At 62.8% G+C, this 19737-nt stretch carries 14 protein-coding genes; 6 read left to right on the top strand and 8 right to left on the bottom strand.

Annotated elements, in window-relative coordinates; all coding sequences use genetic code 11:
• Window positions 1–118: 118 nt before the first annotated feature.
• A complete protein-coding gene (locus NPS47_RS20900; protein ID WP_274296671.1) occupies window positions 119–616 on the top strand; it encodes a PaaI family thioesterase in 498 nt (165 codons plus the stop codon).
• Window positions 617–634: 18 nt separating this feature from the next.
• Here the strand turns inward: NPS47_RS20900 and NPS47_RS20895 are convergent, their stop codons facing one another.
• The 3 genes from NPS47_RS20895 to NPS47_RS20885 form a co-directional block, all read right to left on the bottom strand.
• Entirely contained in the window at window positions 635–1783 is a 1149-nt protein-coding gene (locus NPS47_RS20895) for a M14 family metallopeptidase (protein ID WP_274296670.1), read from the bottom strand.
• Window positions 1784–1831: 48 nt separating this feature from the next.
• On the bottom strand, window positions 1832–2344 hold the full coding sequence (locus NPS47_RS20890) for a DUF4880 domain-containing protein (RefSeq protein WP_274296669.1): 513 nt from the start codon (window positions 2342–2344) through the stop codon (window positions 1832–1834).
• A gap of 446 nt (window positions 2345–2790) precedes the next feature.
• Window positions 2791–3123: a hypothetical protein gene (locus tag NPS47_RS20885; RefSeq protein WP_274296668.1), complete on the bottom strand. Its 333-nt coding sequence runs from the start codon at window positions 3121–3123 to the stop codon at window positions 2791–2793.
• Between the two features lie 164 nt (window positions 3124–3287).
• Between NPS47_RS20885 and NPS47_RS20880 the strand changes: the two genes are divergently transcribed.
• On the top strand, window positions 3288–3914 hold the full coding sequence (locus tag NPS47_RS20880) for a LexA family protein (RefSeq protein WP_337993423.1): 627 nt from the start codon (window positions 3288–3290) through the stop codon (window positions 3912–3914).
• A gap of 130 nt (window positions 3915–4044) precedes the next feature.
• Here the strand turns inward: NPS47_RS20880 and NPS47_RS20875 are convergent, their stop codons facing one another.
• The 4 genes from NPS47_RS20875 to NPS47_RS20860 are packed head-to-tail and all read right to left on the bottom strand — an operon-like array spanning window position 4045 to window position 9608.
• Window positions 4045–6000, bottom strand: a complete 1956-nt coding sequence (locus tag NPS47_RS20875) for an acetyl/propionyl/methylcrotonyl-CoA carboxylase subunit alpha (RefSeq protein ID WP_274296666.1) — start codon at window positions 5998–6000, stop codon at window positions 4045–4047.
• Window positions 5997–6815, bottom strand: coding sequence for a gamma-carboxygeranoyl-CoA hydratase (locus tag NPS47_RS20870; protein WP_274296665.1), 819 nt, complete (start codon window positions 6813–6815; stop codon window positions 5997–5999). The genes NPS47_RS20875 and NPS47_RS20870 overlap by 4 nt, the downstream gene beginning before the upstream one ends.
• 2 nt (window positions 6816–6817) lie before the next feature.
• Window positions 6818–8425, bottom strand: coding sequence for a carboxyl transferase domain-containing protein (locus NPS47_RS20865; protein ID WP_274296664.1), 1608 nt, complete (start codon window positions 8423–8425; stop codon window positions 6818–6820).
• A 19-nt stretch (window positions 8426–8444) separates the two neighbouring features.
• Entirely contained in the window at window positions 8445–9608 is a 1164-nt protein-coding gene (locus NPS47_RS20860; protein ID WP_274296663.1) for an isovaleryl-CoA dehydrogenase, read from the bottom strand.
• 206 nt (window positions 9609–9814) lie between these two features.
• On the opposite strand from NPS47_RS20860, the gene NPS47_RS20855 reads away from it, so the two are divergent.
• Window positions 9815–11488, top strand: a complete 1674-nt coding sequence (locus NPS47_RS20855; protein WP_274296662.1) for an AMP-binding protein — start codon at window positions 9815–9817, stop codon at window positions 11486–11488.
• A gap of 117 nt (window positions 11489–11605) precedes the next feature.
• Here NPS47_RS20855 and NPS47_RS20850 read toward each other — a convergent pair whose 3' ends face one another.
• Window positions 11606–11767 (bottom strand): hypothetical protein, encoded by a 162-nt coding sequence (locus tag NPS47_RS20850; RefSeq protein ID WP_274296661.1) that lies wholly within the window; start codon window positions 11765–11767, stop codon window positions 11606–11608.
• Between the two features lie 143 nt (window positions 11768–11910).
• On the opposite strand from NPS47_RS20850, the gene NPS47_RS20845 reads away from it, so the two are divergent.
• The 3 genes from NPS47_RS20845 to glgB are packed head-to-tail and all read left to right on the top strand — an operon-like array spanning window position 11911 to window position 19471.
• On the top strand, window positions 11911–13935 hold the full coding sequence (locus tag NPS47_RS20845) for an alpha-1,4-glucan--maltose-1-phosphate maltosyltransferase (RefSeq protein WP_274296660.1): 2025 nt from the start codon (window positions 11911–11913) through the stop codon (window positions 13933–13935).
• Between the two features lie 13 nt (window positions 13936–13948).
• Window positions 13949–17260, top strand: coding sequence for a maltose alpha-D-glucosyltransferase (gene treS, locus NPS47_RS20840; RefSeq protein ID WP_274296659.1), 3312 nt, complete (start codon window positions 13949–13951; stop codon window positions 17258–17260).
• Window positions 17261–19471: a 1,4-alpha-glucan branching protein GlgB gene (glgB, locus tag NPS47_RS20835; RefSeq protein WP_274296658.1), complete on the top strand. Its 2211-nt coding sequence runs from the start codon at window positions 17261–17263 to the stop codon at window positions 19469–19471.
• The last annotated feature ends 266 nt before the right edge of the window (window positions 19472–19737 follow it).

Raw genomic sequence — 19737 nt, 5'->3', positions numbered from 1 at the left:
ATTCCTGTAATTCTGGAAGTTTTTCGCCAGTGCACCGATGACCTGTTCATGGGCTTTTGCGTGTCACGGCGCTACTATCGGCAACGCTTTCCCTCCAAAACAGACAACCAGGAAGCTTATGAACAATCCTTTGTTATCCGTTCAGGAACTGGCCGCGCCCGAGGGCGTTTGCTATGGCTGTGGCTGTTCCCACCCAAGCGGGCTGCACCTGAAAAGCCATTGGGATGCGGACGGCATTCACCTGATCTGCCGGCATTCGCCCGACAGTACCTTTCTCGGCTGGCCCGGCCTGGTGTATGGCGGCTTGCTGGCCATGCTGGTCGATTGCCACTCCAACTGGGCCGCCATGGCGTATCACTACCGCGCCGAAGGCCGTGAACCGGGCAGCCTGCCGCGTATCGACTGCGTCACCGGGCAGCTCAATCTGACCTACCTCAAGCCCACGCCCATGGGCGTCGAGCTACTGCTCAAGGCGCGGGTCGAAGGCGAGGTGGGGCGCAAGAGCCGGGTGATCTGCGAAGTCTGGGCTGACGATGTGCTGACCGTGAGCGCCGACTCGGTGTTCGTCCGGGTCGACACCGAGAAGCTCAAGCACAAGGCTCACGGTCAGGTCTGAGGCCGTGTTCGGTGTACCTCAGCGCAGGGTGCCGACCATTTGCCCCAGTACGTCCAGCACGGCGTTGGCCAGCGTCTTTGAACGTTGGCCGTTCCAGCCGGTTTGCGCATTCGGCGCATCGTCGTGGTCCTTGAATGGCATCTCCAGGGTCAGCGACAGGCAATCATAAGCCTGGCCGACGGCGTTGGCGCCCAGTGTCAGGTTGGCCTGGCCCGGTGCCGAGCGCGGGTAACCGTGAACCTGCTGGAAGTCGGCCGTGCGCTTGCACAGGCTGTCGCGGAAGGCTTTTTCCAGCGCTTCGAGACGCGGGGTAAAACCGGGGTTGCCCTCGCAGCCGGCGGTGAAGACATGCGGGATTTCCTCATCGCCATGCACGTCGAGGAACATGTCGACGCCATGCTGCTTCATCTGCGCCTGGGCGAACAGCACTTCCGGGCTCTTGTCGATGCTTGCGCTCTGCCAGGCGCGGTTGAGGTCCTGGCCGGCGGCATTGGTGCGCAGATGACCGCGCAGTGCGCCGTCCGGGTTCATGTTGGGGATCAGGTACAGGTCGGCTTGCTGCAGCAGGGCCTGCAGGGGCGGGTCGTTGTGTTGCAGGCGGTCGATCACCCCTTCCATGAACCACTCGGCCATGTGTTCGCCCGGGTGCTGCTGGGCAATGATCCAGACCTTGCGCTTGCCACTGGCGCCGTCGCCAGCGCGCAGCAACTGAATATCGCGACCTTCAACGCTACGGCCGGTGGCCAGCAGTTCAACGCCTGGCAGGCGGGTAGCGCGTTCGATCAATTGATTGTGGCGGGCGCGGGGATAGGGTTCGAAATAGGCGAACCAGGCCTGTGGCTGCTCGGCGTCGAGCGTGAAGCTCAGGGCTTTGCCGTCGAACTGGCTAGGCACCCGGAACCAGTTCTGCTGATCGTAGGACGCTACCGCCTGATAACCCGTCCAGGCCTCGTTATAGGAGGACTGGCCAGCGTTCTCCAGCACAAAGCTGTGCGCCTGGCCTGGCGTCAGGCCACTGGCCTTGAAGTGGAACCACTGAAAATGATCGCTGCGGGTGTCAGGACGAATCGCCAGGCGCGTGCGGCGCGGGTCACTGGCATCGTTGATCAGGATATTGCCGGAGTCGAAATCGCAGTCGATGTGCAGAGGGGGCAGCGTCACAGTCATCACCAGGCTCCAGTAGCGTTGTTGTGATGCCCACTTTACACGCCTGGATCAGGACCAGAAACCAATCGCTGCCAATGCCGCCAGGGCCAGGCCGATGGCCACCGAGCAGCCGCCGAGGGACAGCGCCGCGCGCGGTTGGCGATACCAGGCGTCATGCCCCAGTTGCCGCGCCGGAGCCAGCAGGGTGCGCCAGCGCAGTTCGGTAGCGTGGAAGGCGTCGCGATGTGCCGGGGCGGCATCCAGCCAGCGGCGAAAATCAATGCGCTCGCTGGCGGTGACCTGCGGGCTTTGCAGGCGTACGTACCACTGGCCGGCCATGCTCGCTAGCGCGTCACGCTCTGGGCGCACGCTCTGCAGCGCCTGGTTCATGTGGCGCTCTACGGTGAGGGCAGGCAGGTCGAGGCGCTCGGCGATGGCGGCAAAGCTCAGCTGGTCGAGGCGGCTGAGGAGAAATACCTGCTGGACGCGGCGCGGCAGCTTTTTCAGCTGCAGCAGCAGGGTATCGTCAGCCAGGTCGTGGGAATGGGGGTGATGCTCAAGGGGCAGCAACAGACGGGTCATGTACAAGCTCCTTGCTGAGTAAAGGGGAGGGGGCGTCCTCCGTGACGCGATAACAGCTTAGTAGTAACGAGATTGATTCTCAAGTGCTAATTCTGCAAAGCGCTGTTACACGCTTCACCCTGAGATATTCATTTGCTATCATCGCGGCCATTCAAGCAACACCCGCCTTCATTAGCCTGAAGAGCCAAAAAAAAGACCCGGCAAAAAGCCGGGTCAAAAACCGTGATTAGCCTGATGAGGAGATAATCTGAGAGTCCGACCTAAGGGCTTTCAGTTATCCAACCAGTCTCGCGACCAGTTGCGAGCAATAATAATCGTTATCATTTGCAAGTCAAATGAATTTTCCGTCATTCCGTAAAAAACTTTTACCGAATGCGCTCCCTCTTCAATGAACGGCGCTAGTGCCGTTATCGCAGCGACTCCCCACGTTTACTTCTTCCTCTCGTTCAAGACCTCTGTTGCGTGATCGCCAGGTGTTCGAACACTGTCCTGGCCGTATTGACCATGTGTACCACCGCCAGCATCTGGTCCCGCTGTGTGCCCTGCTGGCCATTGGCCGACTCGTGGGCCGTGGCCGCCGCCCAGCGCAGTAGCTGGGTTGCATGTTCGGCGGTCTGGGTTTGATCGAGGCCCTCGCGCGGCACCAGCCAGCTGGATTGTGCCGGCGCGGCGGGTGGGCTTGGGTTCAGGTAGAAATCCAGTGCACGCCGGGCGGCATCGCTGTTGCTCAGGGACTCGTTGTCCAGGGGGAGATCCTTTTCAGAAAGTGTCTGTTTCATGCGGCAGCCTGCCTTGTGAATGAACAATGATCGGACACGGCAAAGATTAATACGTTTTGTAGTTGCTACTAATCTTTAAATACTACAATTTGTGTATTGAGCGCCATGGGGCAGTCCGTATCGTGCCAACGATGGATAATTGGACTGAACTGGTTAAAGCCAGGATGCGTGACATAAACCTCACGCAGGAAAAACTCGCCGAGCGCATCGGCTACACCCAAGGCGCCGTCGGCCATTGGCTGTGCGAGAGACGCCAGCCAACACTGCGGATGATCAACCAGATTCTGGTGGAGGTAGGGTTCCCGCCGCTGCAGATGGTGTATCCCCACCAGTTGCGGGAAAACAGCGGCGTTTATGAAGCAAACGCGTTCCCGCTGGCCGTAACCGGTGCCGATGGCCAACGGCACGAATTGTATTTTCGCTATCCGCTGCTGAGTTGGGACACTGTGGACCAGGCCGAGGTGCCGGAAGATGCTGAACGCCAGGCCAGTGACTATGCGGCGCAGGGGCGAGGGTTCTGGTTACGTGTCGAAAGCGATGCGATGACCGCGCCGATGGGCTTGAGTGTGCCGCAAGGGATGTTGATCCTGGTCGACAGCGGCTTGACCGCCGAGCCCGGAAAACTGCTGATCGCACGCTCGCCGGACAGCACGGCGACGGTGTTTCGCCAGTTGATCGAGGAGGGTGGCCAGCGCTACCTGAAGCCGCTCAACCCGACCTATCCCAAGGCACTGTTTACCGAGCAGACTCAGGTGTTGGGTGTGGTGGTGCAGGCGTTGGTGAAGTTCTGACCTTTCGCCTGATTGATTGTGAGGCCCGGCTGCGCCGGGCATCGCCAGCTAGGCTGGCTCCCACAGGGATGGTAGACACCTGGCCTGTGGGAGCTGGCCTTGCCAGCGATGAGGCCCTGACAGACAGCAGCTAGGCTTCTTCCAGCTCCACCAGCACCGCCCCTTCACTGACCATCTCGCCTTCCTGGCAAAACAGCGCTTTGACCGTCCCGGCCTGGGGCGCACGGATGCTGTGCTCCATCTTCATCGCTTCGAGCACCACCAACTGAGTACCGGCCTCTACCGCCTGACCGACCTCCACCAGCACCCGCACGATACTGCCGTTCATGGGCGCGCTGAGGCCGCCCTGGTGGCTGTGGCTGGCATCGGCTTCGGCAATCGGATCGAACGGCGTTACCGCGTGCAGCTCACCGTCCCACTGCAGGTACAGGGTGTCGCCACGGCGGATCGCCAGGTGCTGGCGGCGCAAGCCGTCGTGCTCGATCAGCAAGTGCTCGCCTTCCAGCTTGAACGCCGGCGCGCTGGCATGGCTGAGGCTCAGGGCCTGGTTCTGGCCATTGCTGTTCAGGTGCAGGCTGATCTGCGCCGGTACCCCGGCCCGGAAACCGCTGTTGGCCGCCCACGGTGAATGACGATCATCCAGGCGTGGTGCCAATGGTTGGCTCTGGATGTACGCTTCGCCCGCCGCTTGCCAGAACAGTGCCGGCAAGGGCTGTGGCGCTGGCAGCAGTTGCTCCTGATAGCGCGGGATGAAGCCGGTATCCAGTTCGGCGTCGGCGAACGCCGGGTGGGCGAGGATGCGCCGCAGGAAGGCAATGTTGGTCTTCAGACCGCCGATGGCAAACTCGTCGAGCATCGCCAGCAAGCGCAGGCGCGCCTGTTCGCGGGTCTGGCCCCAGGCAATCAGCTTGCCCAGCATCGGGTCGTAGAACGGCGAAATGCTGTCGCCTTCACTGACGCCACTGTCAACCCGGCGGCCTTCGCCGGGCGCCGACTCGCGGTACAGCGCCAGGTGTCCGGTGGCCGGCAGGAAGTCGTTGGCCGGGTCTTCGGCGTACAGCCGTACTTCGATGGCATGGCCGTTGAGCGGCACCTGATCCTGGGTGATCGGCAGCGGCTCGCCGCACGCCACACGAATCTGCCAGGCGACCAGGTCGAGACCGGTAATGGCTTCGGTGACCGGGTGCTCGACCTGCAGGCGGGTGTTCATCTCCATGAAGAAGAATTCGCCACGGGCATCGAGCAGAAACTCCACGGTGCCTGCGCCGACATAGCCGATGGCCTGCGCGGCCTTGACCGCGGCCTCGCCCATGGCCTGGCGCTGGCTGCTGCTCAAGCCCGGGGCCGGGGCTTCTTCGACGACTTTCTGGTGACGGCGCTGGATCGAGCAGTCGCGTTCGTTAAGGTACAGGCAGTTACCGTGCTGGTCGGCGAATACCTGAATCTCGACGTGACGCGGCTTGAGCACATATTTTTCCACCAGCATGCGCGCGTCGCCGAATGAGGACTGCGCTTCACGCTGGGCCGAGGCCAGGGCTTCGCCGAGCTGGCTTTCGCTCTCGACCACTTTCATGCCTTTGCCGCCACCGCCGGCGGTGGCCTTGAGCAGCACCGGGTAGCCGATTTTCTCGGCCGCGGCACGGAAGGTTTCCAGGTCCTGGGCTTCGCCGTGGTAGCCCGGCACCAGCGGCACACCGGCTTGCTCCATCAGGGCCTTGGCCGCCGACTTGCTGCCCATGGCGTCGATGGCGCTGGCCGGTGGGCCGAGGAAGATCAGCCCGGCCTGTTCGATGGCGCGGGCAAAGCCTGCGTTCTCGGAGAGAAAACCGTAGCCCGGGTGAATCGCCTGGGCGCCGCTGGCTTTGGCGGCGGCCAGCAGTTTGTCGATGTCCAGGTAGCTTTCAGCAGCTTTGGCGCCGCCCAGGTCAACGCGGATATCGGCTTCGCGGCTGTGTCGGGCCTCGCGGTCGATGGCGCTGTGCACAGCGACAGTGGTCAGGCCCAGGGCCTTGGCGGTGCGCATCACCCGGCAGGCGATTTCGCCACGGTTGGCAACCAGCAGGGTGGTCAACGGCGTACGGCTCATGGGCGCGGCTCCTTGTTCGACGGTTCGGCCTGCCAGGCCGGGCTGCGTTTTTCCAGAAAGGCGCGCAGGCCTTCCTGCCCTTCGGGGCTGACCCGGATGCGGGCAATGGCGTTCTCGCAGTAGCGGCGCAGGGCCGGGGTCAGTTCGCCGTGGCCGACTTCACGCAGCAGCTCTTTACTGGCGCGCATGGCTTGCGGGCTGTTGAGCAGCAGGTTGTCGATCCACTGTTCAACGTGCTGCTCCAGCTCCGCGGCCGGGTACGCTTCGGCCAGCAAGCCCAGTTCGCGGGCGCGTTCACCGCTGAAACGCTCGGCGGTCAGGGCATAACGGCGCGCGGCACGCTCGCCCATGGCTTGCACCACGAACGGGCTGATCACCGCAGGGGCCAGGCCGATACGCACTTCCGACAGGCACAGTTGCGCGTCAACGGCGCCGATGGCCATGTCGCAGCAACTGATCAGGCCCAGCGCACCGCCGAAGGCGGCACCCTGGACTACCGCCAGGGTTGGCACCTTGAGCCGGGCCAGGTTGTACATCAGCTCGGCCAGTTCGCGGGCATCGTCGAGGTTGGTGTTGTAGTCCAGCGCCGCCGAATGCTGCATCCAGGCCAGGTCGGCACCGGCACTGAAGTGTCGGCCACGGCCGCGCAGCAGGACGAAGCGCAGGCTGGCGTCGGTGCCGAGCTGGTCGATGGCCAGGATCAGTTCGCGGATCATCTGCGCGTTGAAGGCGTTGTTCTTGTCTTCCCGGCTCAGCCACAGGGTGGCGAAACCACGGGGGTCCTTGACCAATTCAAGGGTAGTGAAGTCGCTCATGGTCACATCCGGAAAATGCCGAAACGGCTCTGTTCAATCGGTGCGTTGAGGGCGGCAGACAACGCCAGGCCAAGAATCTCGCGGGTTTGCGCCGGGTCAATGACACCGTCGTCCCACAAGCGGGCACTGGAGTAGTAGGGGTGGCCCTGGTGCTCGTACTGGTCGAGGATCGGCTGCTTGAGCCGTGCTTCGTCCTCGGCGCTGAACGGATGGCCACTGCGCTCGCTCTGTTCGCGCTTGACCTGGGCCAGCACGCCGGCGGCCTGTTCGGCGCCCATCACACCGATACGCGCGTTTGGCCACATCCACAGGAAGCGCGGATCGTAGGCGCGGCCACACATGCCGTAGTTGCCCGCACCGAAACTGCCGCCGATGATCACGGTGAACTTCGGCACCTGGGCGCAGGCCACGGCGGTCACCAGCTTGGCGCCATGCTTGGCGATGCCGCCGGCTTCGTATTTCTGCCCGACCATGAAGCCGGTGATGTTCTGCAGGAACAGCAGCGGAATGCCGCGCTGGCAGGCCAGCTCAATGAAGTGCGCGCCTTTTTGCGCAGCTTCGGCAAACAGAATGCCGTTGTTGGCCAGGATCGCCACCGGATAGCCGTGCAGGTGGGCAAAGCCACACACCAGGGTGGTGCCGAACAGGGCCTTGAACTCATCGAACACCGAACCGTCGACCAGGCGCGCGATCACTTCACGCACATCGAACGGTTGCTTGGCGTCGGCCGGTACCACGCCGTACAGCTCTTGCGCGTCGTACAACGGAGCAATCGGCGCCTGGTGGGTCAGTTTGCCGAGCTTGTGCCAGTTGAGGTTGGCCACGCAGCGCCGGGCGATGGCCAGGGCATGCTCGTCGTTGTCGGCATAGTGGTCGGCAACACCGCTGGTCTTGCAGTGCACATCGGCACCACCGAGGTCTTCGGCGCTGACCACTTCACCGGTCGCCGCTTTGACCAGCGGAGGGCCAGCAAGAAAGATCGTCGCCTGCTGACGGACCATGATCGCCTCGTCGGCCATGGCCGGCACATAGGCGCCGCCCGCGGTGCACGAGCCCATGACCACAGCGATCTGCGGAATCCCCAGGGCACTCATATTGGCCTGGTTGAAGAAGATCCGCCCGAAGTGTTCGCGGTCCGGGAACACCTCATCCTGGCGTGGCAGGTTGGCGCCGCCGGAGTCCACCAGATACAGGCAGGGCAGGCGGTTCTGCAGGGCGATGGCCTGGGCGCGCAGGTGTTTTTTCACCGTCAGCGGGTAGTAGGAGCCGCCTTTGACCGTGGCGTCGTTGGCCACGATCATGCATTCGACACCTTCGACCCGGCCGATCCCGGCGATCACGCCGGCGGCCGGTACGTCTTCGCCGTACACTTCATGCGCCGCCAGCTGGCCGATCTCGAGGAAGGGTGAACCGGGGTCGAGCAGGCGGTCGATGCGCTCGCGCGGCAGCAGTTTGCCGCGCGAAGTGTGACGCTCCTGGGCCTTGTGGCCGCCGCCCTGATGGACCTTGGCCAGCAAGGTACGCAGGGCCTGGACCTGTTCGAGCATGGCCGCGCTGTTGCCGGCGAATTCGGCCGAGCGCGGGTTGATCTGGGTGTGCAGGGTAGCCATGGGCGCGTTGTCCTTGTGCTCAGCGGGTTTCGTTGAACAGTTCGCGCCCGATCAGCATCCGGCGGATTTCGCTGGTGCCGGCGCCGATCTCGTAGAGCTTGGCGTCGCGCAGCAGGCGACCGGCCGGGAACTCATTGATGTAGCCGTTGCCGCCGAGAATCTGGATCGCTTCGAGGGCCATCTGCGTTGCGCGTTCGGCGGTGTAGAGAATCACCCCGGCAGCGTCCTTGCGCGTGGTTTCGGCGCGATCGCAAGCCTGGGCCACGGCATACAGGTAAGCGCGGCTGGCGTTGAGCTGGGTGTACATGTCGGCGATCTTGCCCTGGATCAGCTGGAACTCGCCGATGCTCTGGCCGAACTGCTTGCGGTCGTGGATGTACGGCACCACCAGGTCCATACAGGCCTGCATGATCCCGGTTGGTCCGCCGGAGAGCACCACGCGCTCGTAGTCCAGGCCGCTCATCAGCACCTTCACGCCGCCGTTGAGCACACCGAGGATGTTTTCCTTGGGCACTTCGACGTTGTCGAAGAACAGCTCGCAGGTGTTGGAGCCGCGCATGCCCAGCTTGTCGAACTTGTTGCTGCGGCTGAAGCCTTTCCAGTCACGCTCGACGATAAACGCGGTAATGCCGTGCGGGCCTTTGTCCAGGTCGGTCTTGGCGTAGATCACATAGGTGTTGGCGTCGGGGCCGTTGGTAATCCAGGTCTTGCTGCCGTTGAGGACGAAATGGTCGCCGCGCGCTTCGGCGCGCAGCTTCATCGACACCACGTCGGAGCCGGCATTCGGTTCGCTCATGGCCAGGGCGCCGATGTGCTCGCCGCTGATCAGCTTGGGCAGGTACTTGGCTTTCTGCTCGGCGTTGCCGTTGCGGTTGATCTGGTTGACGCAGAGGTTGGAGTGGGCGCCGTAGGAGAGGGCGACCGAGGCCGAGCCGCGGCTGATTTCTTCCATGGCCACCACGTGGGCCAGGTAGCCCAGGCCGGCGCCGCCGTATTCTTCGCTGACGGTGATGCCGAGCAGGCCCATGTCGCCGAACTTGCGCCACATATCGGCGGGGAACAGGTTGTCCTGGTCGATCTGCGCAGCGCGTGGCGCCAGCTCGGAAGCAACGAAGGACTGCACCTGGTCGCGCAGCATGTCGATGGTTTCGCCCAGGGCGAAGTTCAGGGTCGGGTAATGCATGCGGGCACCTTCTGTTGTTTATTGTTGGAGTTCGTCGCGGGGCTGTGGGAGCGGGCTTGCCCCGCGATCAGCAATCACCTTTACGTTAACGTAAACCTGAGCCGTGTGACTGTCAATCTCGCCATGACCTTTACGTTAACGTAAATATGCGCCAGAGTAAGACCCGCTTGAATCAGCTCCCAGAACAACCACAACAAGGGATCGCCATGAATCAACCGAGCTATACCCAGGGGCGTCAGGACAAGCCCTTGCTGGCCATGACTATCGGCCAGGCGTTTGACAATACCGTGTCACGTTTCGCCGAGCGCGAAGCCCTGGTGGTACGCCACCAGCAGCTGCGCTACAGCTGGCAGCAACTGGCTGACAGCGTTGACCTGCATGCCCGGGCGCTGATGGCCCTGGGTCTGAAGACCGGCGATCGCTTGGGCGTCTGGGCACCGAACTGCGCGCAGTGGTGCATTGCCCAGTTCGCCAGCGCGAAGATCGGCGTGATCCTGGTCAACATCAACCCGGCCTATCGCACCAGTGAACTTGAGTATGTGCTCAAGCAGTCAGGTTGCCAGTGGCTGATCTGCGCCGGGGCGTTCAAAACCTCCGATTATCACGCCATGCTCGCTGAACTGCTGCCCGACCTTGGCGGGCAACAGCCTGGGCACCTGAGCTGCGAGCGGTTGCCGGAGCTGCGCGGGCTGATCAGCCTAGATGCCACGCCGCCTGCAGGCTTCCTGCCCTGGGCGCAGCTGTCGGCGCTGGCCGCGCAGACCACCGCGGCCGACTACCAGGCCCGTCAGCACAGCCTGCAGTTCGACCAGCCGGTGAACATCCAGTACACCTCCGGCACCACCGGCTTCCCCAAAGGCGCGACCCTCAGCCATTACAACATCCTCAACAATGGCTACATGGTCGGCGAAAGCCTGGGCCTGACCGAGCAGGACCGCATGGTGATCCCGGTGCCGCTGTATCACTGCTTCGGCATGGTCATGGGCAACCTGGGCTGCGTTACCCATGGCAGCACCATGATCTATCCCAATGACGCCTTCGACCCCTTGCTCACCCTCGGCACGGTGGCTGAAGAACAGGCCACCGCGCTGTATGGCGTGCCGACCATGTTCATCGCCATGCTCGACCATCCCCAGCGCGGCGACTTCGACCTGTCGAGCTTGCGCACCGGCATCATGGCCGGCGCCACCTGCCCGATCGAAGTGATGCGCCGGGTCATCGAGCAGATGCACATGAGTGAGGTGCAGATTGCCTATGGCATGACCGAGACCAGCCCGGTGTCCCTGCAAACCGGCGCCGATGACGGGCTGGAACTGCGGGTGACCACGGTAGGACGCACCCAGCCGCAGCTGGAGAGCAAGATCGTCGACGAACACGGCTGCATCGTCCCGCGCGGGCAGATGGGTGAACTGTGCACCCGCGGTTACAGCGTGATGCTTGGCTATTGGGGCAACCCGGAGGCCACCCATGAGTCCATCGATCCGGCTGGCTGGATGCACACCGGTGACCTGGCGACCATGGATGAGGCGGGGTACGTGTGCATCGCCGGGCGCAACAAGGACATGATCATTCGCGGCGGCGAGAACATCTATCCGCGTGAACTGGAGGAGTTTTTCTTCACTCACCCGGCCGTGGCGGATGTGCAGGTGATCGGTATACCGGATGACCGCTATGGCGAGGAGATTGTTGCCTGGATCAAGTTTCACCCCGGCCACAGCGCCAGCGAAATCGAGCTGCAACAGTGGTGCAAGAGCCGCATTGCCCACTTCAAGACCCCGCGTCACTTCCGCTTTGTCGATGAGTTTCCGATGACGGTGACCGGCAAGGTGCAGAAGTTCAGGATGCGCGAGATCAGTATCGAAGAACTCGCCAGCCGCTAGACCGCGGCGTCTGCATCGCCGGCAAGGCCGGCTCCCACGCGGTGCTGTGCATGCAGGTCCACTGTGGGAGCTGGCCTTGCCAGCGATGGGGGCCAACTTAAATGTAAAAATTATCTTCTACGCTTTCACCGGCGGCTCGTCACTCGGCGGGTCGCCCACGGTGGGCGGCATCGTCGGCTTGACCGGCAATTCATCGGGTTCTTCATCCGGCACTGCAGGCGGCAATGTCGGGTCGTCTATATTCGGATCGGGCGTTTCCGCCGGAATGGGAATGTTCATGGCTTGACCTCGCAACGGGGCTGGGGACGATCGGGTTCAGTTGTTTTCGACTACAGGCAGACGCAATCGCTCATTTTTTTTGAACCCCACGCTCCCCATCGGCTCTGAACTCTTACCGCCACCTCGTAACGGAGCAACGATCGATGACCCGCGATGAGCCCTTCGAAACCGACCGCGTAACCCCGGCAAACGATCATCCCGAGCAGGCCATCAGCCTGTCCCAGGCGCTGCTGGAACCACGCATCGTGATCGAAAACACCTTGCCGGTGCTCGATAACGGTCTGTTTGCGGTCAAGGCGGTGGTCGGCGAAACGATTGAGGTCAGCAGCAAGGTCTATGCCGATGGTCATGACGTGCTGGCGGTCAGGCTCAATTGGCGCCAGGCCCGCAGCCGGCGCTGGCATTGCGTTGCCATGCGCTTTGTGGTCAATGACCTGTGGCAAGCGCGGTTCAGCGTGACCGAACAGGGGCGGCACCTGTTCAGCATCGAGGCCTGGATCGATCCGTTCGCCACCTATTGCCACGATCTGGAAAAGAAATTCAACGCCGGCTTGGCCGTGCCGCTGGAGTTGCAGGAAGGCTTGCTGCTGCTCGAACAGAATATTCAGCGCAGTGAGGGCCTGCTGCGTGAGCAGTTGCAGAAACTGCGCCAGACGCTGCCAGGCCTGTCCCCCGAGGAGCAGGTGGCGCAATTGCTGCACGCCGATACCGCGGTGTTGATGGCCGAGGCCGATCACCGGACCTATTTGAGCCGCAGCCCCGAATACCCTGTGGATGTAGAACGCCGACAAGCCCTGTTTGCCAGCTGGTATGAGCTGTTTCCCCGCTCGATCACTGACGATCCCGAACGCCATGGCACCTTCAACGATGTCCACGAACGCTTGCCGATGCTGCGCGACATGGGTTTTGACGTGCTGTATTTTCCGCCGATCCATCCAATCGGCATGCGTTATCGCAAGGGCCGCAACAACGCCCTGGAGGCTGAGCCGGATGATCCGGGCAGTCCCTACGCGATCGGCAGTGAAGAGGGTGGGCATGAGGCGATCCATCCGCAGCTGGGCAGCCGCGAGGATTTTCGCCGCCTGGTTGCCGCTGCCGCCGAACACGGCCTGGAAATAGCCTTGGACTTTGCCATCCAGTGTTCCCAGGACCACCCCTGGCTCAAAGAGCATCCCGGCTGGTTCTCCTGGCGCCCGGACGGCAGCATCCGCTATGCGGAAAACCCGCCGAAAAAGTACCAGGACATCGTCAATGTCGACTTCTATGCCGCAGAAGCCGTGCCATCGTTATGGCTGGCCCTGCGCGATGTGGTGCTGGCCTGGGTGCAGGAAGGGGTGAAAATGTTTCGGGTCGACAACCCGCACACCAAGCCGCTGCCGTTCTGGCACTGGATGATCGCCAACATCCGCAGCCAGCACCCTGAGGTGATCTTCCTCGCTGAGGCCTTTACCAAACCTGCGATGATGGCGCGCCTGGGCAAGGTCGGTTACTCCCAGAGCTACAGCTATTTCACCTGGCGCAACACCAAGGCCGAACTGCAAAGCTACTTCGAAGAACTCAACCAGCCGCCGTGGTGCTACTGCTACCGGCCGAATTTCTTCGTCAATACGCCGGACATCAATCCGTTTTTTCTCCACGAATCAGGCCGCGCCGGGTTTCTCATCCGCGCTGCCCTGGCGACCATGGGCTCGGGGTTGTGGGGTATGTATTCGGGCTTCGAGCTGTGTGAGGCCACGCCGATCCCAGGCAAAGAGGAATACCTGGACTCGGAGAAGTACCAGATCCGCCCGCGCGACTTCAGCCAGCCCGGCAACATCATCGCCGAGATCGCCCAGCTCAACCGCATCCGCCGCCAGAACCCGGCGCTGCAGACGCACCTGGGCGTGGCCTTCTACAACGCCTGGAACGACAACATCCTGTACTTCGGCAAGCGCACCGCCGAGCGCGACAACTTCATCCTGATTGCCGTCAGCCTCGACCCGCACAACGCCCAGGAGGCGAGTTTCGAATTGCCGCTGTGGGAGCTGGGCCTGGATGACCACGCCGACACCTTCGGTGAAGACCTGATGACCGGCCACCGCTGGACCTGGCACGGCAAGCGCCAATGGATGCGCATCGAGCCCTGGCACCTGCCGTTTGCAATCTGGCGTATCGAAAAAGCCCTCTAGAAAGGAGTCGAACATGGCCAAGCGAAACCGCCCGGCAGCCTTCATCGACGACCCGCTGTGGTACAAGGACGCGATCATCTACCAGGTGCACGTCAAATCCTTCTTCGATTCGAACAACGACGGCATCGGTGATTTTCCCGGCCTGATCGCCAAGCTCGACTACATCGCCGAACTTGGGGTCAACACCCTCTGGCTGTTGCCGTTCTACCCCTCGCCACGGCGTGACGATGGCTACGACATCGCCGAGTACAAGGCCGTGCACCCGGACTACGGCACCCTGGCCGACGTCAAGCGTTTTATCGCCGAAGCGCACAAACGTGGCCTGCGGGTGATCACCGAACTGGTCATCAACCATACCTCCGACCAGCATCCCTGGTTCCAGAAGGCCCGGCGCGCCAAGCCCGGCAGCAAGGCCCGGGATTTTTACGTGTGGTCCGACAGTGATCAGAAATACGACGGCACGCGAATCATTTTTCTCGACACGGAAAAATCCAACTGGACCTGGGACCCGGTGGCCGGCCAGTACTTCTGGCACCGGTTCTATTCGCACCAGCCAGACCTCAATTTCGACAACCCGCAGGTGCTCAAGGCGGTGATCGAGGTGATGCGCTACTGGCTCGACCTGGGGATCGACGGCTTGCGCCTGGACGCCATCCCGTACCTGATCGAACGCGACGGCACCAACAACGAAAACCTGCCCGAGACCCATCAGGTGCTCAAGCAGATTCGCGCCGAGATCGACGCCAACTACCCCGACCGCATGCTCCTCGCTGAAGCCAACCAGTGGCCGGAAGACACCCAGCTGTATTTTGGCGAAGGGCAGGGCGACGAGTGCCATATGGCCTTTCACTTCCCGCTGATGCCGCGCATGTACATGGCCGTGGCCCAGGAAGACCGCTTCCCGATCACCGACATCCTGCGCCAGACCCCGGAAATCCCGGCCAATTGCCAATGGGCGATCTTCCTGCGCAACCACGATGAACTGACCCTGGAGATGGTCACCGACCGCGAACGCGACTACCTGTGGAATTATTACGCCGAAGACCGTCGGGCACGCATCAACCTGGGCATTCGTCGGCGCCTGGCGCCGCTGTTGCAACGCGACCGGCGGCGGGTGGAATTACTGAGCAGCCTGCTGCTGTCGATGCCCGGCACGCCGACCCTGTACTACGGCGACGAGATCGGCATGGGCGACAACATCTACCTGGGCGACCGCGATGGCGTGCGCACGCCGATGCAGTGGTCGGTGGACCGTAACGGCGGCTTCTCCCGTGCCGACCCGGCGCGTCTGGTGCTGCCGCCGATCATGGACCCGCTGTACGGCTTTGCCTCGGTCAATGTCGAAGCCCAGGCGCACGACCCGCATTCGCTGTTGAACTGGAACCGCCGTCTGCTGGCGGTGCGCAAACAGCAGAAGGCCTTTGGTCGCGGCACGCTGACCATGCTTTCGCCGAGCAATCGGCGGATTCTGGCGTACATTCGCGAGTACACCGGCACCGATGGCAAGCGCGAAATCATCCTCTGCGTGGCCAATGTCTCGCGGGCCGCGCAAGCCGCCGAACTCGACCTGTCGCCGTACGCCGACAGTGTCCCGGTGGAAATGCTCGGCGGCAGTGCCTTCCCGCCGATTGGCCAGTTGCCGTTTCTGCTGACCCTGGCGCCCTACGGGTTTTACTGGTTCCTGCTCGCCGCCAAGGACCAGATGCCCAGCTGGCACGTGGAACCGGCGCAGAGCCTGCCGGAGTTCACCACCCTGGTACTGAAAAAACGCATGGAAGAGCTGCTCGAAGCGCCTGCGCGCAGTACCTTGCAGGACAGCATCCTGCCCCAGTACCTGCCCAAACGCCGCTGGTTCGCGGGCAAGGAGGCGGGTATCGATCAGGTGCGGATCGCTTACGGTGTGCGCTTTGGTACCGCCACCTATCCCGTATTACTGAGTGAGATTGAAGTCACCGGCGCCGGCCAGAGCAGCCGTTACCTGTTGCCCTTCGGCTTTGTCGGTGAGGAGCAGCTCACCAGCGCACCGCCGCAGCAACTGGCTTTGGCACGGGTGCGGCGCGGACGCCAGGTGGGCTTGATCACCGACGGCTTCGTCCTCGAAAGCTTTATTCGTGCCGTGCTGGTTGCCTGCCGCGAAGGTACCCGCCTGCCGTGCGCTGAAGGCGAACTGCGCTTTGATGCCAGCGAGCAACTGGCGGCCCTGAACCTGGCCGACGATGCCCCGGTGCGCTACCTCTCTGCCGAGCAGTCCAACAGCTCGGTGGTGGTCGGCGGCAGCCTGGTGCTCAAGCTGATTCGCCGGGTCAATCCCGGGGTGCACCCGGAACTGGAGATGAGCGCCTACCTGACCGCGGCCGGGTTCAGCAATATCTCGCCGTTGCTCGGTTGGGTGAGCCGGGTGGACAGCCAACAGCAACCGCAGTTGCTGATGATCGCCCAAGGCTACCTGAGCAACCAGGGCGACGCCTGGGACTGGACCCAGAACAACCTCGAGCGGGCCATTCGCGACGAACTCGAACCTGGAAACTCGGTGCAGGAAGGCCACACCAATGCCCTGCAGGACCTGGCCGGTTTCGCCGCCATGCTCGGCCAGCGCCTGGGTGAAATGCACCTGTTGCTGGCAGCGCCGAGCAAAGACCCGGCGTTCCGCCCGCGCCCCAGCAGCGCGCGCGACTGCCAGGCCTGGAGCAAGCACATCGGCGCGCAACTGAACCGCGCGCTGGATCTGCTGCAGGCACACCGGGCGGCGCTGGACAGCGACAGCCAGGTGTTGGTCGACGAACTGCAGCAGCAGCGCCAGGACCTGCTGGCCACCGTCGCCACCTTGAGTACCCAGGTCCAGGGCGGGCTGTTGATGCGCGTGCACGGTGACCTGCACCTGGGGCAGGTGCTGGTGGTGCAGGGCGATGCCTACCTGATCGACTTCGAAGGTGAACCGGCCCGGCCGCTGGAAGAGCGGCGTGCCAAACACAGTCCTTACAAGGATGTCAGCGGCGTGTTGCGATCCTTCGACTATGCTGCTGCCATGGTGCTGCGCAGTGCCTCCAGTGTCGACCTCTCGGACAGTGCCCGCCAGGCCCGTCAGCGCGTCGCCAGGCGTTATCTGCACCAGGCCCGGCATGCCTTTGTCGAGGCCTATGGGCTGGCCACTGCGGCCATGCCTCATGCCTGGGAACATGCCGACGGCGAGCGTGCGGCACTGGAACTGTTCAGCCTGGAAAAGGCCGCCTACGAAATCCTGTATGAAGCCGAAAACCGCCCAAGTTGGTTGGCCGTGCCTTTGCATGGCCTGTATGGCCTGACAAGTACCTGGGGAGAAAGCTGAATGAAACAACGCAAGCGCGAGGAAGGCGGGCTGGATCAACGTGACATCGATGCCCTGGTCAGGGCCGAGCATGCTGATCCGTTCGCTGTGCTTGGCCCGCACCCGGATGGTGCGGGCGGCCAGTTTGTCCGCGCCTATCTGCCCAACGCCCTGAGCGTGCATGCCCTGGCCCGTGACGACGGGCGGCTGCTGGGGGAACTGGAGCCGCAACCGGTGCCGGGCCTGTTCATTGCCCATCTGCCCGAGCAGCAACCCTATGTGCTGCGGATTCAGTGGGCCAGCGGTGAGCAGATAACCGAAGACACCTATAGCTTCGGTCCGTTGCTGGGGGACATGGACCTGTACCTGTTTGCCGAGGGCAATCACCGCGATCTGTCTGCCAGCATGGGCGCGCAGCCGGTGCAGATCGATGCTATCGAGGGGGTGCGTTTTTCCGTGTGGGCACCCAACGCCCGGCGGGTGTCGGTGGTCGGTGACTTCAACAACTGGGACGGCCGTCGCCACCCTATGCGTCTGCGTCACGCTTCAGGCGTCTGGGAGCTGTTCGTGCCGCGCCTGCAGGCCGGTGAAGCCTACAAATACGAAGTGCTCGGGCGCGAAGGCATCCTGCCACTCAAGGCCGACCCCCTGGCGCGGGCCACCGAGTTGCCGCCGAGCACCGCATCCAGGGTCGCCGGCCCACTGGCGCATGACTGGCAAGACCAGCAGTGGATGCGGGAACGTGTGGAGCGCCAGGCCACCAGCGCGCCGCTGTCGATCTACGAGCTGCACGCCGGCTCCTGGCAATGCGAGCTGGACGACACCGGCGAAGTGGCACGCTTCTACAACTGGCGCGAACTGGCCGATCGCCTGGTGCCCTACATTCAGGAAATGGGCTTCACCCATATCGAGCTGATGCCGATCATGGAGCACCCCTTCGGTGGTTCCTGGGGTTATCAGCCGTTGTCTTTGTTCGCGCCCACCGCGCGCTACGGCTCGGCCGAAGACTTCGCCGCCTTTATCGATGCCTGCCACCAGGCGCAGATCGGGGTGATCCTCGATTGGGTGCCGGCGCATTTCCCCACCGACAGCCATGGCCTGGCGCGTTTCGACGGCACCGCGCTGTATGAATACGAAAACCCGCTTGAAGGCTTTCACCAGGACTGGGACACCCTGATCTACAACCTCGGGCGTACCGAAGTGCACGGCTTCATGCTGGCCTCGGCGCTGCACTGGTTAAAGCACTTTCATATCGACGGCCTGCGTGTCGATGCCGTGGCCTCGATGCTTTACCGCGATTACTCGCGCAAGGCGGGGGAGTGGGTGCCCAACCGCCATGGTGGGCGCGAGAACCTCGAAGCCATCGATTTTCTCCGTCACCTCAACGACGTCGTCGCCCTTGAAGCACCGGGTGCACTGATGATCGCGGAAGAGTCCACGGCCTGGCCCGGGGTCAGCCAGCCGACCCAGCAGGGCGGCCTGGGTTTTGCCTACAAATGGAACATGGGCTGGATGCACGACACCCTGCACTACATCCAGAACGACCCGATCCACCGCACCTACCACCACAACGAAATGAGCTTCGGCCTGATCTATGCCTACTCCGAACATTTCATCCTGCCGATCTCCCACGATGAAGTGGTGCACGGCAAGCATTCGCTGATCGACAAAATGCCTGGCGACCGCTGGCAGAAGTTCGCCAACCTGCGCGCGTACCTGACCTTCATGTGGGCGCATCCGGGCAAGAAGCTGCTGTTCATGGGCTGCGAGTTTGGCCAGTGGCGGGAGTGGAACCACGACAGCGAACTGGACTGGTACCTGCTCAAGTATCCCGAGCACCTGGGGATTCAGCGCCTGGTGGGTGATCTGAACCGGCTGTACCGCGAAGAGCGTGCGTTGCATGAACAGGACTGCCTGCCCCAAGGCTTCCAGTGGCTGATCGGCGATGATGCGCACAACAGCGTGTATGCCTGGCTGCGCTGGAGTGCCAGTGGCGAACCCTTGCTGGTGGTGGCCAACTTCACCCCGGTGCCGCGGGAGGGGTACCGCATTGGCGTGCCATTCGGGGAGCGCTGGGTTGAAGTGCTCAACAGCGATGCCGAGGGGTATGCCGGGTCCAACTACGGCAACCTCGGGGAGGTCGCAAGCGAGGCCGTGGCCAGTCATGGCCAGCCGTTGTCGCTGAGGTTGAATCTGCCGCCGTTGGGAGTGTTGATCTTGCGGCCGCAGTGAGCGGCCGGCATGTTTCGCGCTTGATCGAGTGCGCAACTTCTTGCGCACTCGAATTTGCATAATTCCCCCGTTTTACCCCGTTTTTATCGCTACAGGCCACGGCCCGCGTGGCTTGCAGCCGAGTGCGCAACTTCTTGCACAGTACTGCGCAAGAAGTTGCGCACTTTTTATCGGGTTTTCCGCTGGAAAACCGCTCCAGTCACCCCAGGAACGCCTGCAAGCCCCGGTTTACAAGGCTTGCGCAATTTATGGCATGCCTCTTGTAT

Source organism: Pseudomonas putida (assembly GCF_028682475.1).
Classification (GTDB): Bacteria; Pseudomonadota; Gammaproteobacteria; order Pseudomonadales; family Pseudomonadaceae; genus Aquipseudomonas; species Aquipseudomonas putida_AG.
This window is presented reverse-complemented; position numbering and strand designations above follow the sequence as displayed.